Raw genomic sequence first — 21,401 nt, 5'->3', positions numbered from 1 at the left:
TTAAGAACCTATGACTCATCATCTCATATACTACAGTATGATGTGTGTTAGAAGAGGCAGGAGGGAACGTTATGCGACTGGAGCGTCTGAATTATAATAAAATCAAAATTTTTCTCACACTAGATGACCTGACAGACCGAGGTCTTACGAAAGAAGACCTTTGGAAAGATTCGTTCAAAGTTCATCAGCTGTTTAAAGACATGATGAACGAAGCGAATCAGGAGCTCGGTTTTGAAGCGAATGGACCGATTGCTGTTGAAGTATTTTCTCTTCAGGCGCAGGGGATGGTCGTCATTGTCACAAAGAGTCAGCAGGAAGATGATGCTGATGATGAGTTTGATGAAGATTACATTGAGATGCAGGTCAAGCTCGACGAGAGCAAGCATGTGCTCTATCAATTTGCCTCGTTTGAAGATGTGATTCAACTGTCCCATAGTTTAAGTCGTATTGGACTTTTAGGGGGTACAGTTTACCATTATGAAGGTCAATATTTTCTCAGCCTAGATGATGTTGATGAAGAACTGTCTGCTGATACTGTTATTTCCATTTTAGCGGAATTTGGTTCTCCTACGACATTAACCATTCACCGGCTAAAAGAGTATGGAAAAGTGATTATGCAAGAAGATGCAGTGAAAACGATTCAGATGTATTTTTAATCATTTTTTTCTATTATATTTAATACTGTTGTGATGAAACAACAGTATTTTTTTATATCCTTTTTTATATTTATAAACGCTGATATTTTATTTTGATAAAAAACGTTTTTTACCTTTGCTTTACCAGTACGAAGGTGTATACTATTGCTTGAAAGGGAGCAGTAGATCATGAAAGATTTCTAGGGGGTTTATTTTAATGGCAGCCGATCAAAACGCCGCTCATAACGCAGAAGATAAGCTAGATGTTTTAAAGTCAACTCAAACCGTCATACATAAAGCGCTTGACAAATTGGGATATCCGCAAGAAGTATATGAATTGCTGAAGGAACCAATTCGTCTATTAACGGTCAAAATTCCAGTACGTATGGATGATGGATCGGTGAAAATTTTCACTGGTTACCGCGCGCAGCACAATGATGCTGTCGGTCCGACAAAAGGCGGAATTCGATTCCACCCGAACGTAACTGAAAAAGAAGTAAAAGCGCTTTCAATTTGGATGAGTTTAAAATGTGGTATTGTGGATCTTCCTTATGGCGGAGGAAAAGGCGGTATTATCTGTGATCCAAGAGAAATGTCATTCAGAGAGCTCGAAAAACTAAGCCGCGGCTATGTGCGCGCAATTAGTCAAATCGTGGGACCAACAAAAGATGTTCCAGCACCAGATGTATTTACAAACTCTCAAATTATGGCATGGATGATGGATGAATATTCTAGAATTGATGAATTTAACTCGCCAGGATTTATTACAGGAAAACCGATTGTTCTTGGAGGGTCACACGGACGTGACACCGCAACAGCAAAAGGTGTGACGATCTGCATCAAAGAAGCGGCGAAGAAAAAAGGGATTGACATCAAAGGGGCTCGTGTTGTTGTACAGGGATTCGGAAATGCAGGAAGTTACTTGGCTAAATTCATGTATGATGCTGGAGCAAAAATCGTAGGGATTTCAGATGCTTACGGCGGATTATACGATGAAGATGGTCTAGACATTGACTACTTGCTTGACCGGCGTGACAGCTTTGGAACCGTCACTAAATTATTTAACGATACAATTACAAACAAAGAGCTGCTTGAGCTGGATTGTGATATCTTAGTACCTGCAGCCATTGAAAATCAAATTACAGAAGATAATGCGGCAAACATTAAAGCCAAAATTGTCGTAGAAGCAGCAAATGGTCCGACGACACTAGAAGGAACAAAAATTCTTTCAGATCGTGGTGTACTACTTGTCCCAGACGTACTTGCGAGTGCGGGTGGTGTCACTGTTTCTTACTTTGAATGGGTTCAGAATAACCAAGGGTTCTACTGGACAGAAGAAGAAGTGGAAACTCGTTTAGAAAATATGATGGTGAAATCATTTAATAATATTTATGAAATGGCGCAAAACCGCCGCATCGATATGCGTCTTGCTGCATATATGGTCGGCGTACGTAAAATGGCTGAAGCTTCTCGATTCAGAGGCTGGATTTAAGCGGCTTATTTGCATCGCGTCCAAAAATCTCCTATCCTAATATAGGAGATTTTTTTATGTAATGGAACAAAGAATCAAACAGCCCAGCAATTGTTATTGCAGTGAAACGACAGGAGTGGAACAAATGAAACAAGAAAAAGCGATCATAATAGGAGGCGGCCCATGTGGATTATCAGCTGCCATCGCATTCAAGCAAATCGGTATCGATGCACTTGTGATTGAAAAGGGTAATGTGGTTAACAGTATTTATCATTATCCAACACATCAAACCTTTTTCAGTACAAGTGAAAAGCTTGAGATCGGTGATGTCGCTTTTATTACTGAAAACCGGAAGCCAGTTCGTATTCAGGCTCTTTCCTATTACCGAGAGGTGGTCAGAAGAAAAAGCCTGCGTGTTCATGCTTTTGAAAAAGTAAACGCTGTGACGAAAAAAGATGGGCGTTTTACCGTCAACACATCAAAAGACGTCTATTCATGTGACTACGTCGTGATTGCCACTGGCTACTATGATCATCCAAACTATATGAATGTCAAAGGGGAAGACCTGCCTCACGTGTATCATTATTTTAAAGAAGGGCACCCATACTTTGATAAAGATGTGACGGTCATCGGGGGGAAAAACTCCAGTGTCGATGCCGCGCTAGAACTAGTGAAATGCGGAAGCAGAGTCACTGTGTTATATAGAGGAACTGAATATTCGTCCAGCATCAAACCTTGGATTTTACCAGAGTTTGAAGCCCTTGTCCGTAATGGAACCATTCGAATGGAGTTCGGTGCGCAGGTGAAAGAAATCACAGAAGAAGAGGTTGTCTTTACAAACCAGCAAGACCAAACAGATCGAGTGAAAAGTGATTATGTGTTTGCGATGACAGGCTATCACCCTGATCATTCTTTCTTAGAAAAAATGGGTGTAATGATTGATCAAGAATCAGGCCGCCCAGCCTTTGATGAACAGACAATGGAAACAAATGTAGAAGGCATTTTCATTGCAGGAGTCATTGCAGCTGGAAACAACGCCAATGAAATTTTCATTGAAAATGGAAGATTTCATGGAGGTCTGATTGCAGAAGTTATCAACAAAAGAATCAACAGCTAAAAAAAGAACTGGATCCTTCAAAGGGATTCAGTTCTTTTTTTATATAAAATGGGATTATATAGAAAGTTATTTTAAGAAAAATGGGCTCGAGTCATATAAAAAAGGGGTAAATCATGGTACGATAATGAAGGATAATGTAGGGAAAGAGGTCTGATTATGATCGCAATCATCTCAGCAGGTTTAGCTCCCGGCATCGCACTTTTAAGTTATTTTTATTTGAAAGATCAGTACGACAATGAGCCGGTTCATATGGTCATCAGATCTTTTATGCTAGGTGTCATACTTGTGTTTCCAACCATGTTTATTCAATATGTCCTTCAAGAAGAAAATATCGCAACGAACCCTATCTTGATTTCATTTGTGACGTCGGGCTTTTTAGAGGAATCATTAAAATGGTTTATTTTAATGGTCAGCGTCTATGCGCATGCCCAGTTTGATGAACACTATGATGGGATTGTGTATGGAATAAGTGTCTCTCTCGGTTTTGCGACACTTGAAAATATTCTTTACTTAGTCGGTCATGGGGTGGAATATGCGTTTACACGCGCCTTATTACCCGTATCAAGTCACGCTTTATTTGGCGTTGTGATGGGATTTTATATCGGCAAAGCCCGTTTCTCTGATAAAAAAGAGCAGCGCAAATGGCTGATCCTTTCTTTAACACTCCCTGTGCTTTTTCACGGCTTATATGATTTCATTCTTCTTGGGATGAAAAATTGGGGATATATTATGATGCCGTTCATGATTTTTTTATGGTGGTTCGGTCTGCGGAAAGCAAAAAAAGCTCGTGCGGTGAAAATGGTGCAAATTTAATTTGGAAAGCGTCCTGTAAGTTCACAGGGCGTTTTTTTGTCTTTTCCATCCAATTCCCTCCTGTGATGAATGTATAAAAATAGGGATCGGAAGAAACATATATTCAAACATCAAAAGTACAGGAGGATCAAATATGGACAAAGCTCGTTTCATGAAACAAATCGTCCTTATCTTCTCAATCGTTCTACTCGCGTCTTCACTTTTGACAGCTGAAAAAAGTGAAGCTTTCACCAATCAAGTCATTCAGAGAGGAGCAACAGGAGAAGATGTAGTCGAGCTGCAAGCAAGGCTCCAATACAATGGTTTTTACAATGGCAAAATTGATGGCGTGTACGGCTGGGGCACGTACTGGGCCGTTCGCAACTTTCAAAGCAAATTTGGTGTAAAGAATGTCGATGGACTCGTAGGTGCTAAAACAAAAAGCCTATTAGTTCAAAAGACGAAATACTATAAAGAGTTTGTGCAGCAGCAGCTGCAAAAAGGGAATCAGTTTACCCATTATGGCGGGAAGCCTCTTGATCAGCAAACAAAGGCTCCTGGGCAAAGAAGCTCACAAAAAAAGACAGCTCAAGGTGCAAAAGAGAAGCAAAAAAGTCAAAGCGGAGGAAGCGGGTCATCTGGGAAGTCTGGAAACCAGTCAGGCAATCAGCAAGCAAATCAAACGCCGAAGCAAACGGCTGCCAACATGCCAGGTGGTTTCTCTAGCAATGACATTCAGCTTCTTTCACAAGCGGTATATAGTGAAGCAAGAGGTGAACCTTATGAAGGACAGGTGGCCATTGCTGCCGTCATTTTAAACCGTTTGAACAGTTCAACCTTTCCAAATACCATTGCTGGTGTCATTTTTGAGCCGCTTGCGTTTACAGCGGTAGCAGATGGACAATTTTATATGGCACCAAATGAAACCGCAAAAAAGGCAGTGTTTGATGCAATTAATGGCTGGGATCCATCTGAAAGCGCCGTCTATTACTTTAATCCTGATACAGCAACAAGTCCATGGATTTGGGGAAGGCCACAAATTAAACGAATCGGGAAACATATTTTCTGTGAATAAAAAGAGGTGTAAATAAATGATCAGAGGAATATTGATTGCTATTTTAGGAATTGCTGTTATCTCAACAGGTTACTGGGGCTATAAAGAGCATCAAGAAAAAGACGCGGTGCTGCTTCATGCAGAGAACAACTACCAAAGAGCCTTCCACGACTTAACATACCAAGTCGATCAGCTGCACGACAAACTCGGAGCAACACTTGCGATGAACAGCCAAACATCGATCTCACCAGCACTTGCAGATGTATGGAGAATGTCATCAGAGGCGCATAACAATGTCAGTCAGCTTCCGCTCACATTGATGCCCTTTAACAAAACGGAAGAATTTCTAGCGAATGTCGGAGACTTTAGCTACAAATCATCAGTTAAATCTTTATCAGATGAACCATTAAACAAAGATACGCATAAAACCATTACTGCTTTATATGATCAAGCGGCAGATATCCAAAACGAGCTTAGACAAGTGCAGCATCTCGTACTCAACAAAAATTTAAAATGGATGGATGTTGAAATGGCGCTGGCGGACGGCGATAAAAAGAACGACAACACCATTATCGACGGTTTGAAAACAGTCGAGAAAAATGCTGATGCATTTGCGAATGTCGATCTCGGTCCTACAAATGTGTCAGCAGAATCAGAATCACGAGGCTACAGTCATTTAAAAGGCCAAAAGATTTCAAAAAAAGAAGCGATCCGCATTGCACAGCAATTCGCGCCTGACCATAATCAAGATTTTAAGGTGAGAAAAAGCGGAAGCAAAACAAATCGAGATGTGTACAGCTTATCGATGTCAGATCCAGATAGCAAAGCGAATTTTTATTTAGATTTGACTGAAAAAGGAGGCCACCCAGTCTACCTTCTTCAAAATCGAGACGTCAAAAAACAGAAAATCAGTTTAAATGGAGCATCTGAAAAAGCGTTAAGTTTCTTAAAAAAGCATGGATTTGATACAGAGTCGTTCCATTTAGATGAAAGTGCGCAATTTGATAATATCGGCGTATTTACCTATGTACCCCTCCAAAAAAATGTGCTGCTTTATCCGGATAGCATTCGCATGAAAGTCGCTTTAGATGACGGAGAGGTCGTTGGATTCTCAGCGAAAGACTACTTATTGAATCATAAAAAACGTGACATCAAAGCACCTAAAATCTCGCAAAAAGAAGCAGAGAAAACGTTGAATAAGCACGTAAAGATTGAAGATACTCATTTAGCTATTGTTCAAAATGATATGTCAGAGGAAGTTCTCTGCTATGAGTTTCTTGGAACAATTAAAAATGATACGTACCGGATGTTCATCAATGCAGATACTGGAAAAGAAGAAAGAGTAGATAAGCTGAAAAACGCAGAACCTATATACAAAGACCTATAGAAAAAGAAGCAAGGAAAAGGCTAATAAGTCTTTTCCTTTTGTTTTATACATGGTTTAATATAGGAGAGGATACGATTTCACAGATGAAAAGAGTGATGAGGAATGTTACAAATAGGGGATGCTATCACAATTGAGTATGTCAATGAGAACAAAGAAGTGAAAACAGCAAAATCGAAAGTTTTGGAAAATAATAACGATGATATTTGCATTCATTATCCAGCTGATAAAGAAACGGGGCGCACGATCTATTTAAACCAGCAAACAGAAATCACCGTGTTCTTTTTCGATGAAAATCAAATTCCATACAAATGTACAAGCGAGGTCATTGGAAAAAGAAAAGAGGATATTCCGATGGTTGTTATTTCAATTCCGCCAAAAGAAGAGATGATTCGGCTTCAGCGCAGAGAATACCTTCGAGTGGATACGATGGTGAAAGCGACCATCACACAAACGGATGAAGAGGCCTTTGACACTTTTATCGTCAATATGAGTGCTGGCGGTGTAGTAATTGCTGTTCCAGAAGGCGTCTCGCTCAAAGAATACGGAGAAGTGAGCACAGAGTTTGAACTGCCGCTTAAAGAGCCCGTAAAAATTAAAGCGGTTGCAGAAATGAATCGAGTATATCAAGATGAACAGACTGGCAAAACAAGAGCGATCATGGAGTTTTCTGAGATCACGAATGACCACCAGCAGCACATCATGAAATACTGCTTCCAGCAGCAGCTTTTAACACGTGTGAAAAAAGCATAAGAATAAAGGGTGTAAAAAGCTTCCATACTAGAGGTGAAAGAATCTAGCATGGAGGCTTTTTGTATGAAGACAATGGAAAGATGGTTATGTAAAGCGGTGCTGATTCAGCTTGTTCTGTTATTAGCCGTTCAGATCACACTTCATTTGACGAAAGGAGAACTGTTTTTGTCAAAAGTCGTGCAATACGAGGGTGTGAATAACATGAGTATTGAAGATTGGATTGAGACGTTTAAGCAGAAGGATTGATAGAAAATTCCCCCGTTTGAGCGGTGATCGTGTTACAATTCATAAGGGAGATTCAATCAAGGAGAGGTATTATGAAAAAGAAATTATCTATCGCAATTGACGGTCCTGCAGCAGCAGGAAAAAGCACTGTGGCAAAAATTGTCGCAGCGAAAAAATCATATATTTATATCGATACAGGTGCGATGTACCGTGCGATTACACTTGCGGCACTCAATCATGGTGTAGACCTTGAAGACGAACAGGCACTTGATGCATTACTGAAAAAGACAGTGATTGAACTTGTGTCAACAGACGAAGGTCAAAAAGTACATCTAAACAACACCGATGTCACAGAGGATATTCGAACAGACCGCGTGAGCAACCAAGTATCTGTTGTCGCAAAGCACAGAGCTGTTCGAGAAGAAATGGTACGCCGGCAGCAAGAGCTTGGCAAACGAGGCGGCGTCGTCATGGACGGTAGAGATATTGGCACACACGTTCTTCCAGAGGCAGAAGTGAAAATTTTCTTGCTTGCTTCAGTAGAGGAAAGAGCAAAACGCCGTTTTGAAGAGAATCAGAAAAAAGGTTACGATGTCAATTACGATCAGCTGATCGAAGAGATTGCAAGACGTGACAAGCTTGATTCTGAGCGGGAGGTATCACCGCTGAAGAAGGCTGATGACGCGATTGAAATTGACACAACTTCCCTTTCCATTCAAGAGGTGGCAGGTAAAATTTTAGACGCAGCAGACCGCGTGGGAAAACAGTAAGAAATTTTAGAAAACTTTTATAAGTTAGAGGTTTATCTCTTGACAAACAAGGTCTTTTATTAGAAGTTTATACTAATACTATTTTTATTGATCATTCAAGCAATTATGTTGATTTGAATGTTTCTATAATACATATTCGGCTGGCAATCATCATGCTTAAGACACATATTCACCCAGTCGTTTTAACTAAGCTGTGTAGGTTTGGACCAAGGAGGTTATCGAAATGACAGAGGAAATGAATCAAATCGATGTTCAGGTACCAGAGGTTGGAGATGTAGTGAAAGGGATTGTTTCAAAAGTTGAGGACAAGCATGTAAATGTAGATATCGTCAATGTGAAACAACCTGGGATTATCCCAATCAGTGAATTATCAAGTCTTCACGTTGAAAAAGCATCAGATGTCGTGAAAGATGGCGACGAGTTAGAGCTTAAAGTAACAAAAGTCGAAGACGATGCTTTGATTTTATCGAAACGTGCTGTTGATGCAGACCGCGCTTGGGAAGACCTAGAGAAAAAGTTTGAAACAAAAGAAGTATTTGAAGCTGAAGTAAAAGACGTTGTGAAAGGTGGTCTTGTCGTAGACATTGGTGTGCGAGGATTTATTCCTGCATCTCTTGTTGAAGCACACTATGTAGAAGACTTCACGGACTACAAAGGAAAAACGCTCTCACTTGTCGTGGTCGAACTTGACCGCGAAAAAAATCGTGTGATTCTCTCACATCGAGCAGTGGTTGAGCAAGAGCAATTAGACCAAAAGCAGGACTTCCTGCAAAAGCTTGAAGTAGGTAGTGTGATTGATGGAAAAGTACAGCGCCTGACTGACTTTGGTGCTTTTGTTGACATTGGCGGCATCGATGGATTAGTTCACATTTCTCAACTATCCCATGCACATGTTGAAAAGCCGTCTGACGTTGTTGAAGAAGGACAGGAAGTCAAGGTCAAAGTACTTGCTGTTGATCGTGATAACGAACGTATCTCACTATCTATTAAAGAAACATTACCAGGACCTTGGAGCCAAATTGGTGAAAAGGTAAAACAAGGTGATGTGCTTGAAGGAACCGTTCAACGCCTTGTGAGCTTTGGTGCATTTGTTGAAATTCTACCAGGTGTAGAAGGGCTTGTGCATATTTCCCAAATCTCTCATAAACATATCGGTACCCCTCAAGAAGTCCTTGAAGAAGGGCAGACTGTGAAAGTGAAAGTGCTTGATGTGAATGAAGATGAAGAGCGCATTTCACTAAGCATCCGTGATTTAGAAGAAAATCCTGAAAAACAAATAGAAGAGAATTATCGTCAATATCAGGCGAAAGAAGAAAACACAAGCGGATTCCAGCTTGGTGACCTGATCGGTGATAAACTCAATAAACTAAAATAATTTGGTGATCAAAATTGACGCGAGCAGAAAGAAAGAAACAGCATATTGAACATGCTTTGTCGACTGGCCAGCATGCAGCAACAGGTTTAGAGGATGTTTCCTTCGTTCACGCCAGTTTACCAGATCTTGCGACATCACAAATTGATACACATACGACAATTGGCGGACTGACTTTCGGTTCGCCAATTTTTATCAATGCAATGACTGGTGGTGGCGGAGAGTCGACCTATGAGATCAATCGCTCTTTATCGATCGCAGCGAAGGAAACCAATATTCCAGTCGCAGTCGGATCACAAATGGCTGCACTGAAAGATAAAGAAGAAAGACGAACGTATGAAGTCGTTCGAAAGGTCAATCCAGATGGACTGATTTTTGCGAATTTAGGCAGTGAGGCGACAATCAAGCAAGCTCGGGAAGCGGTCGATATGCTGGAGGCAAATATGCTCCAGATTCACTTAAATGTCATTCAAGAGATCGTCATGCCTGAAGGGGATCGTGATTTTAGAGGTGCAATTGAGCGAATCGCAGTCATCGCTGAATCAGTTGGCGTGCCTGTTGTCGTAAAAGAAGTCGGATTTGGCATGAGCAAGGAAACGGCAAAGAAATTATTTGATGCCGGAGTTGCGGCCGTTGATGTAGGAGGATTTGGCGGAACGAACTTTTCTAAGATCGAAAATCTTCGACGCCAAAAAGCACTTCGTTATTTTGATCAATGGGGGATTCCAACTGCAGCGAGTCTTGCTGAAGTACATACAGCCTTTCAGGATCAAACGGTTTTAGCCTCTGGAGGGATTCGAGATGCACTAGATGTGACAAAATCAATCGCTCTTGGCGCGTCCGCTGCTGGGTTAGCTGGCTTTTTCTTAAAATCACTCACTAGTGGAGGAGAAAGCGGCCTCATCTCTGATATCATCGATCTTCAGGAAGATGTGAAGATGATGATGACAGTGCTTGGGGTGAAAACCATTGAAGAACTGAGACAAACTCAGATTGTGATTACAGGTGAAACGAGTCATTGGCTAAAAGAAAGAGGCGTGGATACGACGTACTATAGTTTAAGATCTAAAGAGACAAAGGACTAAAATAAAGTTTAGCCCGTTGTCTCCTTTTTAGCGTCACACAAAAACCATTGCAGACTTGACAAAGAATGCGAGGGTTTATCTACACGCTGAGGCATGTGATCATCACATGCCTTTTTTTATTGATTTCTTTTTCGAGCGTTTTCAGGACCTTCTAATGCTGTTGCCCCTTTATGATGAATTGATTGATCACGATCAGATTCAACTCTTCTTGACGCCTTTAGGCGTTTTTCCTGTCTATCCTTACCCATCATACATCCCTCCTCAACCATTAGGGTGTCACCTCTTGTTCATTTCATACAAAGCCCGTAACGCTCTCGCACGTTTAAAAACTGGAGATTTTCCCATAATGTAATTGAGGTGATGAGGCGTTGGAGGCACTGTACTATTATTGGTCAATATGGTTCGTTTGGATTATGGTGACATTTATCATGGAAAAAAGCACTTTGCGCAGCGTGCTGGGAGTATGTGTACTTGTTCATATTATCTTCAGTCATTTCATGATATCCATTTTAGACATCAGCATCAATGCAGGGTTTTTGATGACCTTTTTATATGCTTGTATGGCCTTCGTCATATTCCGGCCTGCTTATCGAATCATGAGAATCATGCAATTATGTTCAATGGTGAGCGCGTATGCCTTTTTTATGATTTTTGCATTATATGACCCGGTTTGGTTCACGATAATAAAGGTGGATTGGGCTATATTTGCCTTGCTGATCTTGATGTGTTTGACATATGGACACCAGTTAACGGAACGATTGACCTTATGGATGATGTCTGTGTGTCTAGGCGAAGCCCTTTATACGCTTACGATTCATCGCCTCACCTCATCGGTTGTCATAGGAGATCTCTCGTTTCTTTCCCTTGTTGTTCAAGGCGCCATCTTCCTATTAGGTGTAGATCAGCTTGAAAAGCTCTTGAGCGTCCGTTCTTCCAGAAAACCAGTTAAAGGGGCTGCAAAATCAACATGACGAATTACACGTTTCCTGTCATTATTGGTGTCATCTTTGGGATGGCGGCCAGGCTTTATATGCTAAGAACAGATTATCGGCAATACCCTACGTATATTCATGGACAAGTGATTCATATAGCACTTGGTTTTATCGCGTCAGGGCTTGGTGCAATCATTATGCCTGCACTGATTCAGGAGGAATTTACTGCGATTACCTTTCTAACGCTAGCAGCCACGCAATTTCGTGATGTACGTAATATGGAAAGAAATACGTTAACCCAATTGGATTCGTATGAGCTTGTCTCAAGAGGCAGTACATATATTGAAGGCATTGCCATTGCCTTTGAAAGCCGAAATTATATTGCCATTCTCACTGCACTAATTACAACCACAGCCTGTATTTTCTTCTCGCTCGTTGTTGGAACAGTGGTCGGTATTCTTTGTTTTTTCATGGCAAAGCTATTGATGTCTGGCAGCCAATTAAAGGATATCGTCAATATTCAAAAAGGCGAACTTCGCTTTGACGGGGCAGGACTTTACGTGAATGATATTTACATTATGAATATCGGGCTTCCTGAAAAGCAAAAACTAATATTAGAGCATGGAATGGGCTTCATCTTGACTCCGAAGAATTTTAACTCGGCCACAACGATTGCAAACCTTGGACAGCGGCAAGCGATTTTATTTGATTTATCCAATGTGCTTGGCGTGTATCGTGATTCTGGTGAACCATCGCTTTGTCCGCTCGCAAAACGTGATCTGAATAACGGCACACTTGGCGTGTTTATTTTACCGCAATGGAAACGTGAAGATTTGGCTGTTCGTGTATTAGAAGAGGTGCCAATTCTAGAAAATGCCATTAGAATGCCGACAGATTTCATTAAAAAGAAAGCGAGGTAATGAGAAATGGCGAACACAATTGAGCAATTCATATTGGCTGTGGCCACAACAAATAAAGAGCGAGTCATTGGAGGAACAGCGGTTTTTTTCTGTGAAAATAAAGAAGAACTCGACATGTATGCTATGAATTTAGAGGCCATTTTAGATGGGATTGCACACGGAATTGGTGAAGATCTTTACTTGATTGTCAAACATTTTTAAGTTATTCATTGTGGTCTGATTAAAAATTGATATAATATATAAGTTGAACCCTTCATGTTTGAAGGGTTTATTTCATAACAAACTAAATGAAAATTTTAAATCCCGGTTGAAACATGATGATGAACATATTGAATCGTGGCTGGATTGAAAGGAAGGGTACTATGGGTAAACCTGTCGTAGCCATTGTTGGAAGGCCCAACGTTGGAAAATCTACAATTTTTAATCGAATCGCAGGCGAAAGAATATCGATTGTAGAAGACACACCTGGTGTAACAAGAGATCGAATCTATAGCTCTGCTGAATGGTTAAATTATGACTTTAATTTAATAGATACTGGTGGAATAGATATTGGAGATGAGCCATTCTTGGCGCAAATTCGCCATCAGGCAGAAATCGCAATGGATGAAGCGGATGTCATCATCTTTATGGTGAATGGCCGAGATGGTGTGACATCTGCGGATGAAGAAGTCGCAAAAATTTTATATCGCACGAAAAAACCAGTCGTACTTGCTGTCAATAAACTGGACAACCCTGAAATGAGAAGCGACGTTTATGACTTTTATGCACTTGGATTTGGCGAGCCATATCCGATTTCTGGAACGCACGGATTAGGCCTCGGTGATCTGCTTGATGCAGTCGCAGAGCATTTTAAAAACTTGCCAGATACACAGTATGATGAAGAGGTTGTACAGTTCTGCTTAATTGGCCGACCGAATGTAGGGAAATCTTCTTTGGTGAATGCTATGCTCGGGGAAGAACGCGTGATTGTGAGCAACATCGCTGGTACAACAAGAGATGCTGTCGATACGATGTTTACGTACAATCAGCGTGACTTTGTCATTGTCGATACAGCAGGTATGAGAAAAAAAGGGAAAGTGTATGAAACAACAGAGAAATACAGTGTGCTACGTGCATTAAAAGCCATTGATCGTTCTGATGTGGTTGGTGTTGTTCTTGATGGTGAAGAGGGCATTATTGAGCAGGATAAACGTATTGCAGGCTACGCACATGAAGCCGGTAAAGCCGTTGTGATCATTGTGAACAAATGGGATGCTGTTGAAAAAGATGAGCGTACCATGAAGGAATTTGAGCAAAATATTCGCGAGCATTTTCAATTCCTTGATTATGCACCTGTTTTATTCATGTCGGCTCTCACGAAAAAGAGAATTCATACGTTAATGCCGTCGATCATTACAGCTAGTGAGAATCATGCGATGCGCGTTCAAACCAATATTTTGAACGATATTATCATGGATGCCGTTGCGATGAATCCAACGCCGACCCATAATGGACAGCGCCTGAAAATTTACTATGCAACACAGGTGGCCATCAAGCCTCCATCCTTTGTTGTGTTTGTAAACGATCCAGAGCTTATGCACTTTTCTTATGAGCGTTTCTTAGAAAACCGGATTCGAGATGCATTTGGTTTTGAAGGAACACCGATTAAAATATTTGCGAGAGCGAGAAAATAAAAAGGGTGAGCAGGATGAAGAAAATTTCAGTACTTGGAGCAGGCAGCTGGGGAACAGCTCTTGCGCTTGTATTAGCTGATAATCATCATGATGTACACATGTGGGGACATAGACAAGAGTTGATTGATCAAATCAATGAGAAACATGAAAACCTTGATTACTTGCCAAATGTCGCACTGCCAGCGTCTATTAAGGCGACAACAGATATGAAGCAGGCTTTAGAGGGGACAGATGCGATTATTGTCGCTGTGCCAACAAAGGCCATTCGTGAAGTATTGAAGCAGGCAAATGAGCTGATCTCAGCGAAAGTGCCATTTGTTCATGTCAGTAAGGGAATTGAACCAGATACGCTTCTCAGAATTTCTCAAATGATTGAACAGGAAGTCCCAGCAGCGCAAAGAGAAGCTGTGGTTGTTCTATCAGGACCGAGTCATGCAGAAGAAGTAGGCTTGCGTCATCCGACAACAGTCACTGTCTCATCAGAAAATATTGAAGCGGCTCAATTTGTTCAAGATTTGTTCATGAACAACAACTTTAGAGTGTACACAAATCCTGATGTGATTGGTGTAGAAATTGGCGGAGCACTGAAAAATATCATTGCCCTTGCGGCAGGGATCACTGACGGACTTGGATATGGTGACAATGCGAAAGCGGCACTCATCACAAGAGGACTGGCTGAAATCGCACGTCTTGGTACAAAAATGGGAGGGAATCCTCTTACATTTGCCGGTTTAACAGGCGTTGGAGATTTGATCGTCACATGTACAAGTGTTCATTCGCGTAACTGGCGCTGCGGGAATTTACTCGGTAAAGGCTATAAGCTTGAAGAAGTACTTGAAAAAATGGGGATGGTTGTCGAAGGCGTCCGCACAACAAAAGGCGCATACCAGCTCTCCAAAGAATACAAGGTCAGCATGCCCATTACAGAAGCGCTTTACCATGTCCTGTTTGAAGGGAAAAAGGTAGACGATGCTGTAGAATCACTGATGGCACGTGTGAAAACACATGAGATGGAAGACCTTGTGAACATGTTCGAAAACCAAACAAAATAATTGGAAGACTGAACTTAGGCATGTAGAGGATGCAAGAAGGGGAAGACTTGCATAACATAGCAATGAAGTTTGAATAGAGCTTTGCCTCTACAGAATGAGGAAAAATAGTCGACTTAATGACTGAAGCAGAGTCCCCCTCTTTGCTTCAGTTTTTTTATGCGCTTTTTCCTGAATGATTGGAAAAATGATTGATATTTACCTTATTTTTGGTTTAGAATGAAATATAAACGCTTACAATTTGTTCGTTTTGAAGGGGGACAGGCACGATGAGTTTTGCTTTAATCAAGATGTGGTTTGCGCTTGGTTCAATGGGGCTCATGTTTTTAGCCGTAGTAACCATCTATTTCAGCAGGTTTAAGCTGAAAAGCCGATTTCTGAAAATAACAGCCTCGACCGTCGCATACAGCTTGATGCTCATATCAGGGATCATTGTCTTTTTAGTTGTATTTAGCGGGCCGGTCAATGAATAAAGAAAAAGGAAGAATGTGATGATCAAAGCGAAAGTCAGTGTCACGTTGTTAGCACTTATTTTACTTACAGGATGTCTTTATCCAGAGAATCGCAAAGCTGAAAGCCGGGTGCCATACGAGGAGCAGCTGCAAAGCGTGCAGACAGCGATCGAGGAGTTTCAAAAAGCGACAAATGGTCTTTTGCCAATTGAAACAAAAGAAGCAGAAACGCCAGTTTATCAGAAGTACGTCATCGACTTTAAGCGCTTATCACCAAGGTATTTACACGATGTACCGTCTACATCCTTTGAAGGCGGAGGCGAATATATTTATGTCCTCACAGACGTCGAAAAAAAACCAACTGTGAAACTGCTTGATGTCAAAATGACGCAAACCATCAGTGAATTACGGCTTAGAATCAAAATATATCAAGACGAACATACATATCCGCCCTACGGCAAAGTGGTGTCCAAAAATTTATATACGTTAAATGAAAAAAAACTAGGATTAAAAGCGCCGCCTACGGTCATGAGTCCTGTTACGGGGAATTCCCTCCCATTACTCATTTCATCAAATGGCGAAATCTATGTGGACTATCGCAGTGATTTTGCTCATATTTTGAAAAACACAAAACAAAAGCTGAAACCAGGTGAAAACATTCAAGATGTATATTGGCAGGAAACCCCGTTTGTACCGGCATTTTCTGTCCCATATACAATCAATAAAAAAGGTGAGCCTGCTTTTTTAGAAAAAAAGACGTCATAAACAAGAATGAACCTTTTTCCTCTGCATATAAATGAGGAGAAAGGTTTTTTTATGGCTAAACTTACTCTCAAAACAAAAAAGGTGTCATATTCAAATAGGACAACGTCATACACATATATTGTCCAGACACCTTTCAAGCACAGTTTGATTGAAGTATAGAGTATTTTATTTGAAAACGAGGATAGCAAGTCCGGGAGGGGATCACTTGGAAAAAGTCGATATTTTCAAGGATATCGCTGAACGAACAGGAGGCGATATATATTTAGGAGTCGTTGGAGCTGTTCGTACAGGGAAATCTACGTTTATTAAAAAGTTTATGGAGCTCGTGGTGCTCCCGAATATCAATAATGAGGCAGACCGTGCAAGAGCACAGGATGAATTGCCGCAAAGCGCAGCAGGAAAAACCATTATGACCACAGAGCCAAAATTTGTGCCAAATCAAGCGGCATCTATTCACGTGAGTGACGGTCTTGATGTCAACATCAGGCTTGTCGATTGTGTAGGATACACAGTCCCTGGTGCACGCGGGTATGAAGATGAAAATGGACCGAGAATGATCAACACACCGTGGTATGAGGAACCAATCCCATTTCATGAAGCAGCAGAGATTGGTACACGCAAGGTCATTCAAGAGCATTCAACCATCGGTGTTGTGATTACAACAGACGGATCAATTGGCGAAATCCCAAGACATGACTATATTGAATCTGAAGAACGTGTGATTGATGAACTCAAAGAAGTTGGAAAGCCATTTATTATGGTGATCAACTCCGTGAGACCATATCATCCTGAAACAGAAGCACTGCGGCAGGAACTCAGCCAAAAATATGATATTCCAGTACTTGCCATGAGTGTGGAAAGTATGAGAGAGCAAGACGTACTCAGTGTTCTTCGTGAAGCATTGTATGAATTCCCAGTGCTTGAGGTGAATGTGAACCTGCCAAGCTGGGTCATGGTGCTAAAAGAAGACCATTGGCTAAGAGAGAGTTATCAGGATTCAGTGAAGGAAACCGTAAAGGATATTAAAAGATTAAGAGATGTCGACCGCGTCGTAGGTCAATTCAGTGAATTTGACTTTATTGAAAGAGCGGGCTTAGCGGGTATTGAAATGGGTCAGGGAATCGCAGAAATTGACCTGTATGCGCCAGATGATCTATATGATCATATCCTAAAAGAAGTGGTTGGTGTGGAAATTAGGGGCAAAGACCACCTTCTAGAGCTCATGCAAGATTTTGCGCATGCAAAGACAGAATATGATCAAGTGTCAGACGCATTAAAAATGGTGAAGCAAACTGGCTATGGGATTGCAGCGCCAGCTTTATCAGATATGAGTTTAGATGAGCCTGAAATCATTAGGCAAGGATCAAGATTCGGCGTGAGATTAAAAGCAGTTGCTCCATCTATTCATATGATTAAGGTGGATGTAGAGAGCGAATTTGCACCGATTATCGGAACAGAAAAACAAAGTGAAGAGCTTGTCCGCTACTTAATGCAAGACTTTGAAGATGATCCGCTTTCGATTTGGAATTCAGATATATTTGGACGCTCACTCAGCTCCCTTGTCAGAGAAGGCATTCAAGCAAAGCTGTCTCTGATGCCAGAAAATGCAAGATATAAGCTGAAGGAAACGCTTGAAAGAATCATCAACGAAGGATCAGGCGGTCTGATCGCGATTATTCTATAACATGTGAGACCTCTCTTTGATAGGGGTCTTTTTTTGCGTGCTATATGAGTCATAAAAAGACAATTGTATAAAGATTAGTCAGATTCAGGCTGAAATTAGGAATATTCGTTCGCAAAAGTGCCCTTAATCCTTGACGAATAAGGATTCTTCCCTTTAAAATGCTTGATATGGTATTTCATATGTGTTAATCTACTTACAGAAAATCTTCACTTTGTTGGACAAACATTCCTTCAAAGAGTAGTTTTCTAATGAAAAGCCATGTATGACGCTTTCTAGACGCTCTTTTTTTCAAAAAAAGTGTATAGAAAGAAGATGAATTGTGAAGAAATGATAACAATCTACTGAATGCATATTTTTGGGAGGAGGTGAAAGGCATGAACAAGACAGAACTTATTAACGCGGTTGCTGAAGCAAGCGAGTTATCTAAAAAAGACGCGACAAAAGCAGTTGACTCTGTTTTTGATACAATTTTAGATGCACTTAAAAATGGTGACAAAATCCAACTTATCGGTTTTGGTAACTTTGAAGTACGTGAGCGTTCAGCTCGTAAAGGACGTAACCCACAAACTGGTGCAGAGATCGAAATCCCTGCAAGCAAAGTACCTGCTTTCAAACCAGGTAAAGCACTTAAAGATGCGGTGGCAGGTAAATAATCGTTATGTGTAATCATCCTATTTAAGGAGTTATACATATACAGTTTCACACTAGTCTAGAAAAGCCCCTTCGATAAGGGGCTTTTCCTTTTGATTCAAAAGGTTCGTTTAGAACGCTCTCCTTTGCTTTTAGGATCTGAAGTGTGCTAGAATCTGATTGAAATGTAATCGCCTTTGGAGGATATAATACATGAGTGAAATAAATAAAGAACTAATCGAACACGCTGTACGCGATATATTAAAAGCAATCGGAGAAGATCCGGATCGTGAAGGACTTCTTGATACCCCAAAACGAGTAGCAAAAATGTATGAAGAAGTGTTTTCGGGATTAAATGAAGATCCAAAAGAACATTTTAAAACCATTTTTGGTGAAGATCATGAAGAACTCGTTCTTGTAAAAGATATTGCTTTCCATTCAATGTGTGAACACCACCTTGTACCTTTCTATGGAAAAGCCCATGTCGCTTATATTCCGCGCGGCGGGAAAGTAACGGGACTTAGCAAGCTTGCAAGAGCAGTAGAGGCCGTTGCAAAGCGCCCGCAGCTTCAGGAACGCATTACATCAACCATTGCAGATAGTATGGTGGAAACACTAAATCCGCATGGTGTGATGATTGTCGTTGAAGCTGAGCATATGTGCATGACGATGCGCGGAGTGAAAAAGCCTGGTGCCAAAACGGTCACATCAGCAGTGCGCGGCACATTTGCAAAGGATGCGGCAGCAAGAGCAGAAGTGCTTTCCTTTATTAAAAACGACTAATCAATAGATGGAAGGTGAACAGATTGAGTGAAAAAAAAGCATCTGATTTTGTGGTCATTAAAGCCATTGATAATGGTGTAAACGTAATCGGCTTAACTAGAGGCTCTGATACAAGATTTCACCATTCCGAAAAGCTCGATAAAGGTGAAGTCATTATCGCACAATTTACTGAGCATACGTCAGCCATCAAAGTAAGAGGCGATGCTGTCATTCAAACAAGCTTCGGTGAAATTCAAAGCGAAGCAAAGAAATAGAGCACGAGTATGCACTTGATAGCATAAAAGTGAGAGCTCATATGGTATAATAAATCTCTATACAATGTGCAGGGCTACATATGAAACTGTAATTTTTGGGACAAGGGTGATATCTTTGCAAGACATCTACGGAATTTTATCTAATCTAAATATAAAATTAAATAAAAAGCTTTCTCATCCTTATTTGGCAAAGCATTTGCGTGCGCCACTCATCGATGAAGATAAGCTCCTTCTTTTTCATGCTATGTTTGATGAAGCTCAAATTGATGCAGAGAAAAAAGAAAATTATATTCTAACGGCGATGCTTGTGCAAATTGCCCTTGATACCCATGACGAAGTCACAACTGCTGCAGCCATCAAACAAGACGAATTCAAAAATCGTCAGCTGACCATCCTAGCAGGAGACTATTTCAGCGGTCTCTATTATTCTCTTCTCTCTGACATGAAAGACATTTACATGATCCGCACGCTCGCTACGGCAATTAAAGAGATTAATGAACATAAAATTAGACTGTATGATCGATCCATTCAAGATGCAGCGCACTTTTACAAAAGTGTAGCTACAGTGGAGTCTGCGCTATTCCAAAGGATTTCTGAGCATTTTCAATTAACGCATTGGAATGAGATTGCAAGTCGTTTCCTTGTTTATAAGCGTTTTATGAAACAAGCAGAAGATGACAAACATTTAAAACTTTTTTTGAACGATAGCTATACGGACGCCTATACATGTTTTGACAACTTTGAGAATGAAGGCTATGAGCAAGCCAAACTGCCGATCAAGAAGTATCTTGATTCATCTCCGGTCGTTCAAAAAGAGCTATTAAATCGCTTGGATCATATGAAAAATGAGCCTGCGTACCATCAGAAAGTGGAAGAAGGGTAAGTCATGCAGCAATCAAAAGAACAGCGAGTACACGGTGTATTTGAAAAAATTTATAAAAACTATGATCAGATGAACTCTGTCATCAGCTTTAAACAGCATAAAAAATGGCGCGATAAAACAATGAAGCTCATGAATGTTCAAAAAGGAGCCAAAGCATTAGATGTATGCTGCGGGACAGCCGATTGGACCATTGCGCTTGCAGACGCTGCCGGAGAAAAGGGCGAGGTCAAAGGCCTTGATTTTAGTAAAAATATGCTGAGTGTTGGTGAAACGAAGGTGAAGACAGGGGGCTACAATCAAATTGAATTGATCCATGGCAATGCAATGGAGCTTCCTTTTGAGGATAACACATTTGATTATGTGACAATTGGTTTTGGTCTTCGAAATGTCCCTGATTACTTAACGGTGTTAAAGGAAATGACAAGAGTGGTGAAGCCTGGTGGAATGGTTGTCTGCCTTGAGACATCACAGCCTGAGATGATTGGCTTTAAACAAGGCTATTATGTCTATTTCAAATACATCATGCCGCTTTTTGGTAAGCTGTTTGCCAAAAGCTATCAGGAGTATTCATGGCTTCAAGAATCAGCCAAAACGTTCCCTGGCATGAAAGAGCTGGCGGCTCTTTTCGAAGAGGCCGGTTTGTCTGATGTCTCGTATCATCCATTTACAGGCGGTGTAGCAGCAACACATATCGGAAAGAAGCTTTGAATAAACGATA

The 21,401-nt window shown here is 40.9% G+C and carries 25 protein-coding genes; 24 read left to right on the top strand and 1 reads right to left on the bottom strand.

Annotated elements, in window-relative coordinates; genetic code table 11:
* Nucleotides 1-71: 71 nt before the first annotated feature.
* From NPA43_RS10300 to fni, 11 genes are all read left to right on the top strand, one after another.
* Nucleotides 72-656: a genetic competence negative regulator gene (locus NPA43_RS10300; protein WP_099728104.1), complete on the top strand. Its 585-nt coding sequence runs from the start codon at nucleotides 72-74 to the stop codon at nucleotides 654-656.
* A 196-nt stretch (nucleotides 657-852) separates the two neighbouring features.
* The gene (locus tag NPA43_RS10295) at nucleotides 853-2,127 is read left to right on the top strand and encodes a Glu/Leu/Phe/Val family dehydrogenase (protein ID WP_099728103.1); all 1,275 of its coding nucleotides are present in this window, start codon (nucleotides 853-855) and stop codon (nucleotides 2,125-2,127) included.
* A 124-nt stretch (nucleotides 2,128-2,251) separates the two neighbouring features.
* Nucleotides 2,252-3,223, top strand: a complete 972-nt coding sequence (locus NPA43_RS10290; RefSeq protein ID WP_099728112.1) for a YpdA family putative bacillithiol disulfide reductase — start codon at nucleotides 2,252-2,254, stop codon at nucleotides 3,221-3,223.
* Between the two features lie 156 nt (nucleotides 3,224-3,379).
* On the top strand, nucleotides 3,380-4,036 hold the full coding sequence (prsW, locus tag NPA43_RS10285) for a glutamic-type intramembrane protease PrsW (protein WP_099728101.1): 657 nt from the start codon (nucleotides 3,380-3,382) through the stop codon (nucleotides 4,034-4,036).
* Nucleotides 4,037-4,187: 151 nt separating this feature from the next.
* The gene (gene sleB / locus NPA43_RS10280; RefSeq protein ID WP_370461105.1) at nucleotides 4,188-5,090 is read left to right on the top strand and encodes a spore cortex-lytic enzyme; all 903 of its coding nucleotides are present in this window, start codon (nucleotides 4,188-4,190) and stop codon (nucleotides 5,088-5,090) included.
* A 16-nt stretch (nucleotides 5,091-5,106) separates the two neighbouring features.
* Nucleotides 5,107-6,456 (top strand): germination protein YpeB, encoded by a 1,350-nt coding sequence (ypeB, locus tag NPA43_RS10275; protein WP_099728099.1) that lies wholly within the window; start codon nucleotides 5,107-5,109, stop codon nucleotides 6,454-6,456.
* A 102-nt stretch (nucleotides 6,457-6,558) separates the two neighbouring features.
* Nucleotides 6,559-7,206: a flagellar brake protein gene (locus NPA43_RS10270; protein ID WP_256498743.1), complete on the top strand. Its 648-nt coding sequence runs from the start codon at nucleotides 6,559-6,561 to the stop codon at nucleotides 7,204-7,206.
* A 63-nt stretch (nucleotides 7,207-7,269) separates the two neighbouring features.
* A complete protein-coding gene (locus tag NPA43_RS10265) occupies nucleotides 7,270-7,452 on the top strand; it encodes a YpfB family protein (RefSeq protein WP_099728097.1) in 183 nt (60 codons plus the stop codon).
* Between the two features lie 71 nt (nucleotides 7,453-7,523).
* Nucleotides 7,524-8,201, top strand: coding sequence for a (d)CMP kinase (gene cmk, locus NPA43_RS10260; RefSeq protein ID WP_099728096.1), 678 nt, complete (start codon nucleotides 7,524-7,526; stop codon nucleotides 8,199-8,201).
* Nucleotides 8,202-8,424: 223 nt separating this feature from the next.
* Complete coding sequence (gene rpsA / locus NPA43_RS10255) at nucleotides 8,425-9,576, top strand: 30S ribosomal protein S1 (RefSeq protein ID WP_099728095.1); 1,152 nt, start codon at nucleotides 8,425-8,427, stop codon at nucleotides 9,574-9,576.
* A gap of 14 nt (nucleotides 9,577-9,590) precedes the next feature.
* Nucleotides 9,591-10,658: a type 2 isopentenyl-diphosphate Delta-isomerase gene (gene fni, locus NPA43_RS10250; RefSeq protein ID WP_099728094.1), complete on the top strand. Its 1,068-nt coding sequence runs from the start codon at nucleotides 9,591-9,593 to the stop codon at nucleotides 10,656-10,658.
* A 116-nt stretch (nucleotides 10,659-10,774) separates the two neighbouring features.
* Here fni and NPA43_RS10245 read toward each other — a convergent pair whose 3' ends face one another.
* Nucleotides 10,775-10,906: a YpzI family protein gene (locus tag NPA43_RS10245; RefSeq protein WP_078061648.1), complete on the bottom strand. Its 132-nt coding sequence runs from the start codon at nucleotides 10,904-10,906 to the stop codon at nucleotides 10,775-10,777.
* A 120-nt stretch (nucleotides 10,907-11,026) separates the two neighbouring features.
* Here NPA43_RS10245 and NPA43_RS10240 point away from each other — a divergent pair, with 120 nt between their 5' ends.
* From NPA43_RS10240 to NPA43_RS10180, 13 genes are all read left to right on the top strand, one after another.
* A complete protein-coding gene (locus NPA43_RS10240; protein ID WP_419180174.1) occupies nucleotides 11,027-11,629 on the top strand; it encodes a YphA family membrane protein in 603 nt (200 codons plus the stop codon).
* Complete coding sequence (locus NPA43_RS10235) at nucleotides 11,626-12,510, top strand: YIEGIA family protein (protein WP_099728093.1); 885 nt, start codon at nucleotides 11,626-11,628, stop codon at nucleotides 12,508-12,510. Before NPA43_RS10240 ends, NPA43_RS10235 begins: the two co-directional genes overlap by 4 nt.
* A 6-nt stretch (nucleotides 12,511-12,516) precedes the next feature.
* On the top strand, nucleotides 12,517-12,711 hold the full coding sequence (locus NPA43_RS10230) for a capping complex subunit for YIEGIA (RefSeq protein ID WP_008344527.1): 195 nt from the start codon (nucleotides 12,517-12,519) through the stop codon (nucleotides 12,709-12,711).
* Nucleotides 12,712-12,872: 161 nt separating this feature from the next.
* On the top strand, nucleotides 12,873-14,183 hold the full coding sequence (gene der, locus NPA43_RS10225) for a ribosome biogenesis GTPase Der (RefSeq protein WP_034318883.1): 1,311 nt from the start codon (nucleotides 12,873-12,875) through the stop codon (nucleotides 14,181-14,183).
* A gap of 14 nt (nucleotides 14,184-14,197) precedes the next feature.
* Complete coding sequence (locus NPA43_RS10220) at nucleotides 14,198-15,235, top strand: NAD(P)H-dependent glycerol-3-phosphate dehydrogenase (protein ID WP_099728092.1); 1,038 nt, start codon at nucleotides 14,198-14,200, stop codon at nucleotides 15,233-15,235.
* A gap of 266 nt (nucleotides 15,236-15,501) precedes the next feature.
* Entirely contained in the window at nucleotides 15,502-15,705 is a 204-nt protein-coding gene (locus tag NPA43_RS10215) for a DUF2768 domain-containing protein (protein WP_034318888.1), read from the top strand.
* Nucleotides 15,706-15,723: 18 nt separating this feature from the next.
* Nucleotides 15,724-16,449 carry a hypothetical protein gene (locus NPA43_RS10210; protein WP_230030328.1) on the top strand — a complete coding sequence of 242 codons (726 nt, stop codon included), beginning with the start codon at nucleotides 15,724-15,726 and terminating at the stop codon, nucleotides 16,447-16,449.
* A 205-nt stretch (nucleotides 16,450-16,654) separates the two neighbouring features.
* Nucleotides 16,655-18,133: a stage IV sporulation protein A gene (gene spoIVA, locus NPA43_RS10205; RefSeq protein WP_008344534.1), complete on the top strand. Its 1,479-nt coding sequence runs from the start codon at nucleotides 16,655-16,657 to the stop codon at nucleotides 18,131-18,133.
* Nucleotides 18,134-18,507: 374 nt separating this feature from the next.
* The gene (hbs, locus tag NPA43_RS10200) at nucleotides 18,508-18,786 is read left to right on the top strand and encodes a non-specific DNA-binding protein Hbs (protein WP_003215863.1); all 279 of its coding nucleotides are present in this window, start codon (nucleotides 18,508-18,510) and stop codon (nucleotides 18,784-18,786) included.
* Nucleotides 18,787-18,976: 190 nt separating this feature from the next.
* Nucleotides 18,977-19,546, top strand: coding sequence for a GTP cyclohydrolase I FolE (gene folE / locus NPA43_RS10195; protein ID WP_099728090.1), 570 nt, complete (start codon nucleotides 18,977-18,979; stop codon nucleotides 19,544-19,546).
* Between the two features lie 23 nt (nucleotides 19,547-19,569).
* Nucleotides 19,570-19,800, top strand: coding sequence for a trp RNA-binding attenuation protein MtrB (gene mtrB, locus NPA43_RS10190; RefSeq protein ID WP_034318894.1), 231 nt, complete (start codon nucleotides 19,570-19,572; stop codon nucleotides 19,798-19,800).
* 115 nt (nucleotides 19,801-19,915) lie between these two features.
* Nucleotides 19,916-20,683 carry a heptaprenyl diphosphate synthase component 1 gene (locus NPA43_RS10185; protein WP_099728089.1) on the top strand — a complete coding sequence of 256 codons (768 nt, stop codon included), beginning with the start codon at nucleotides 19,916-19,918 and terminating at the stop codon, nucleotides 20,681-20,683.
* A gap of 3 nt (nucleotides 20,684-20,686) precedes the next feature.
* Entirely contained in the window at nucleotides 20,687-21,391 is a 705-nt protein-coding gene (locus NPA43_RS10180) for a demethylmenaquinone methyltransferase (RefSeq protein ID WP_099728088.1), read from the top strand.
* Nucleotides 21,392-21,401: the final 10 nt, after the last annotated feature.

It is taken from the genome of Bacillus pumilus (assembly GCF_024498355.1).
GTDB lineage: Bacteria > Bacillota > Bacilli > Bacillales > Bacillaceae > Bacillus > Bacillus pumilus_P.
Note: the sequence above shows the minus strand (reverse complement) of the source record. Positions and strands in the feature narration are given on the sequence as shown.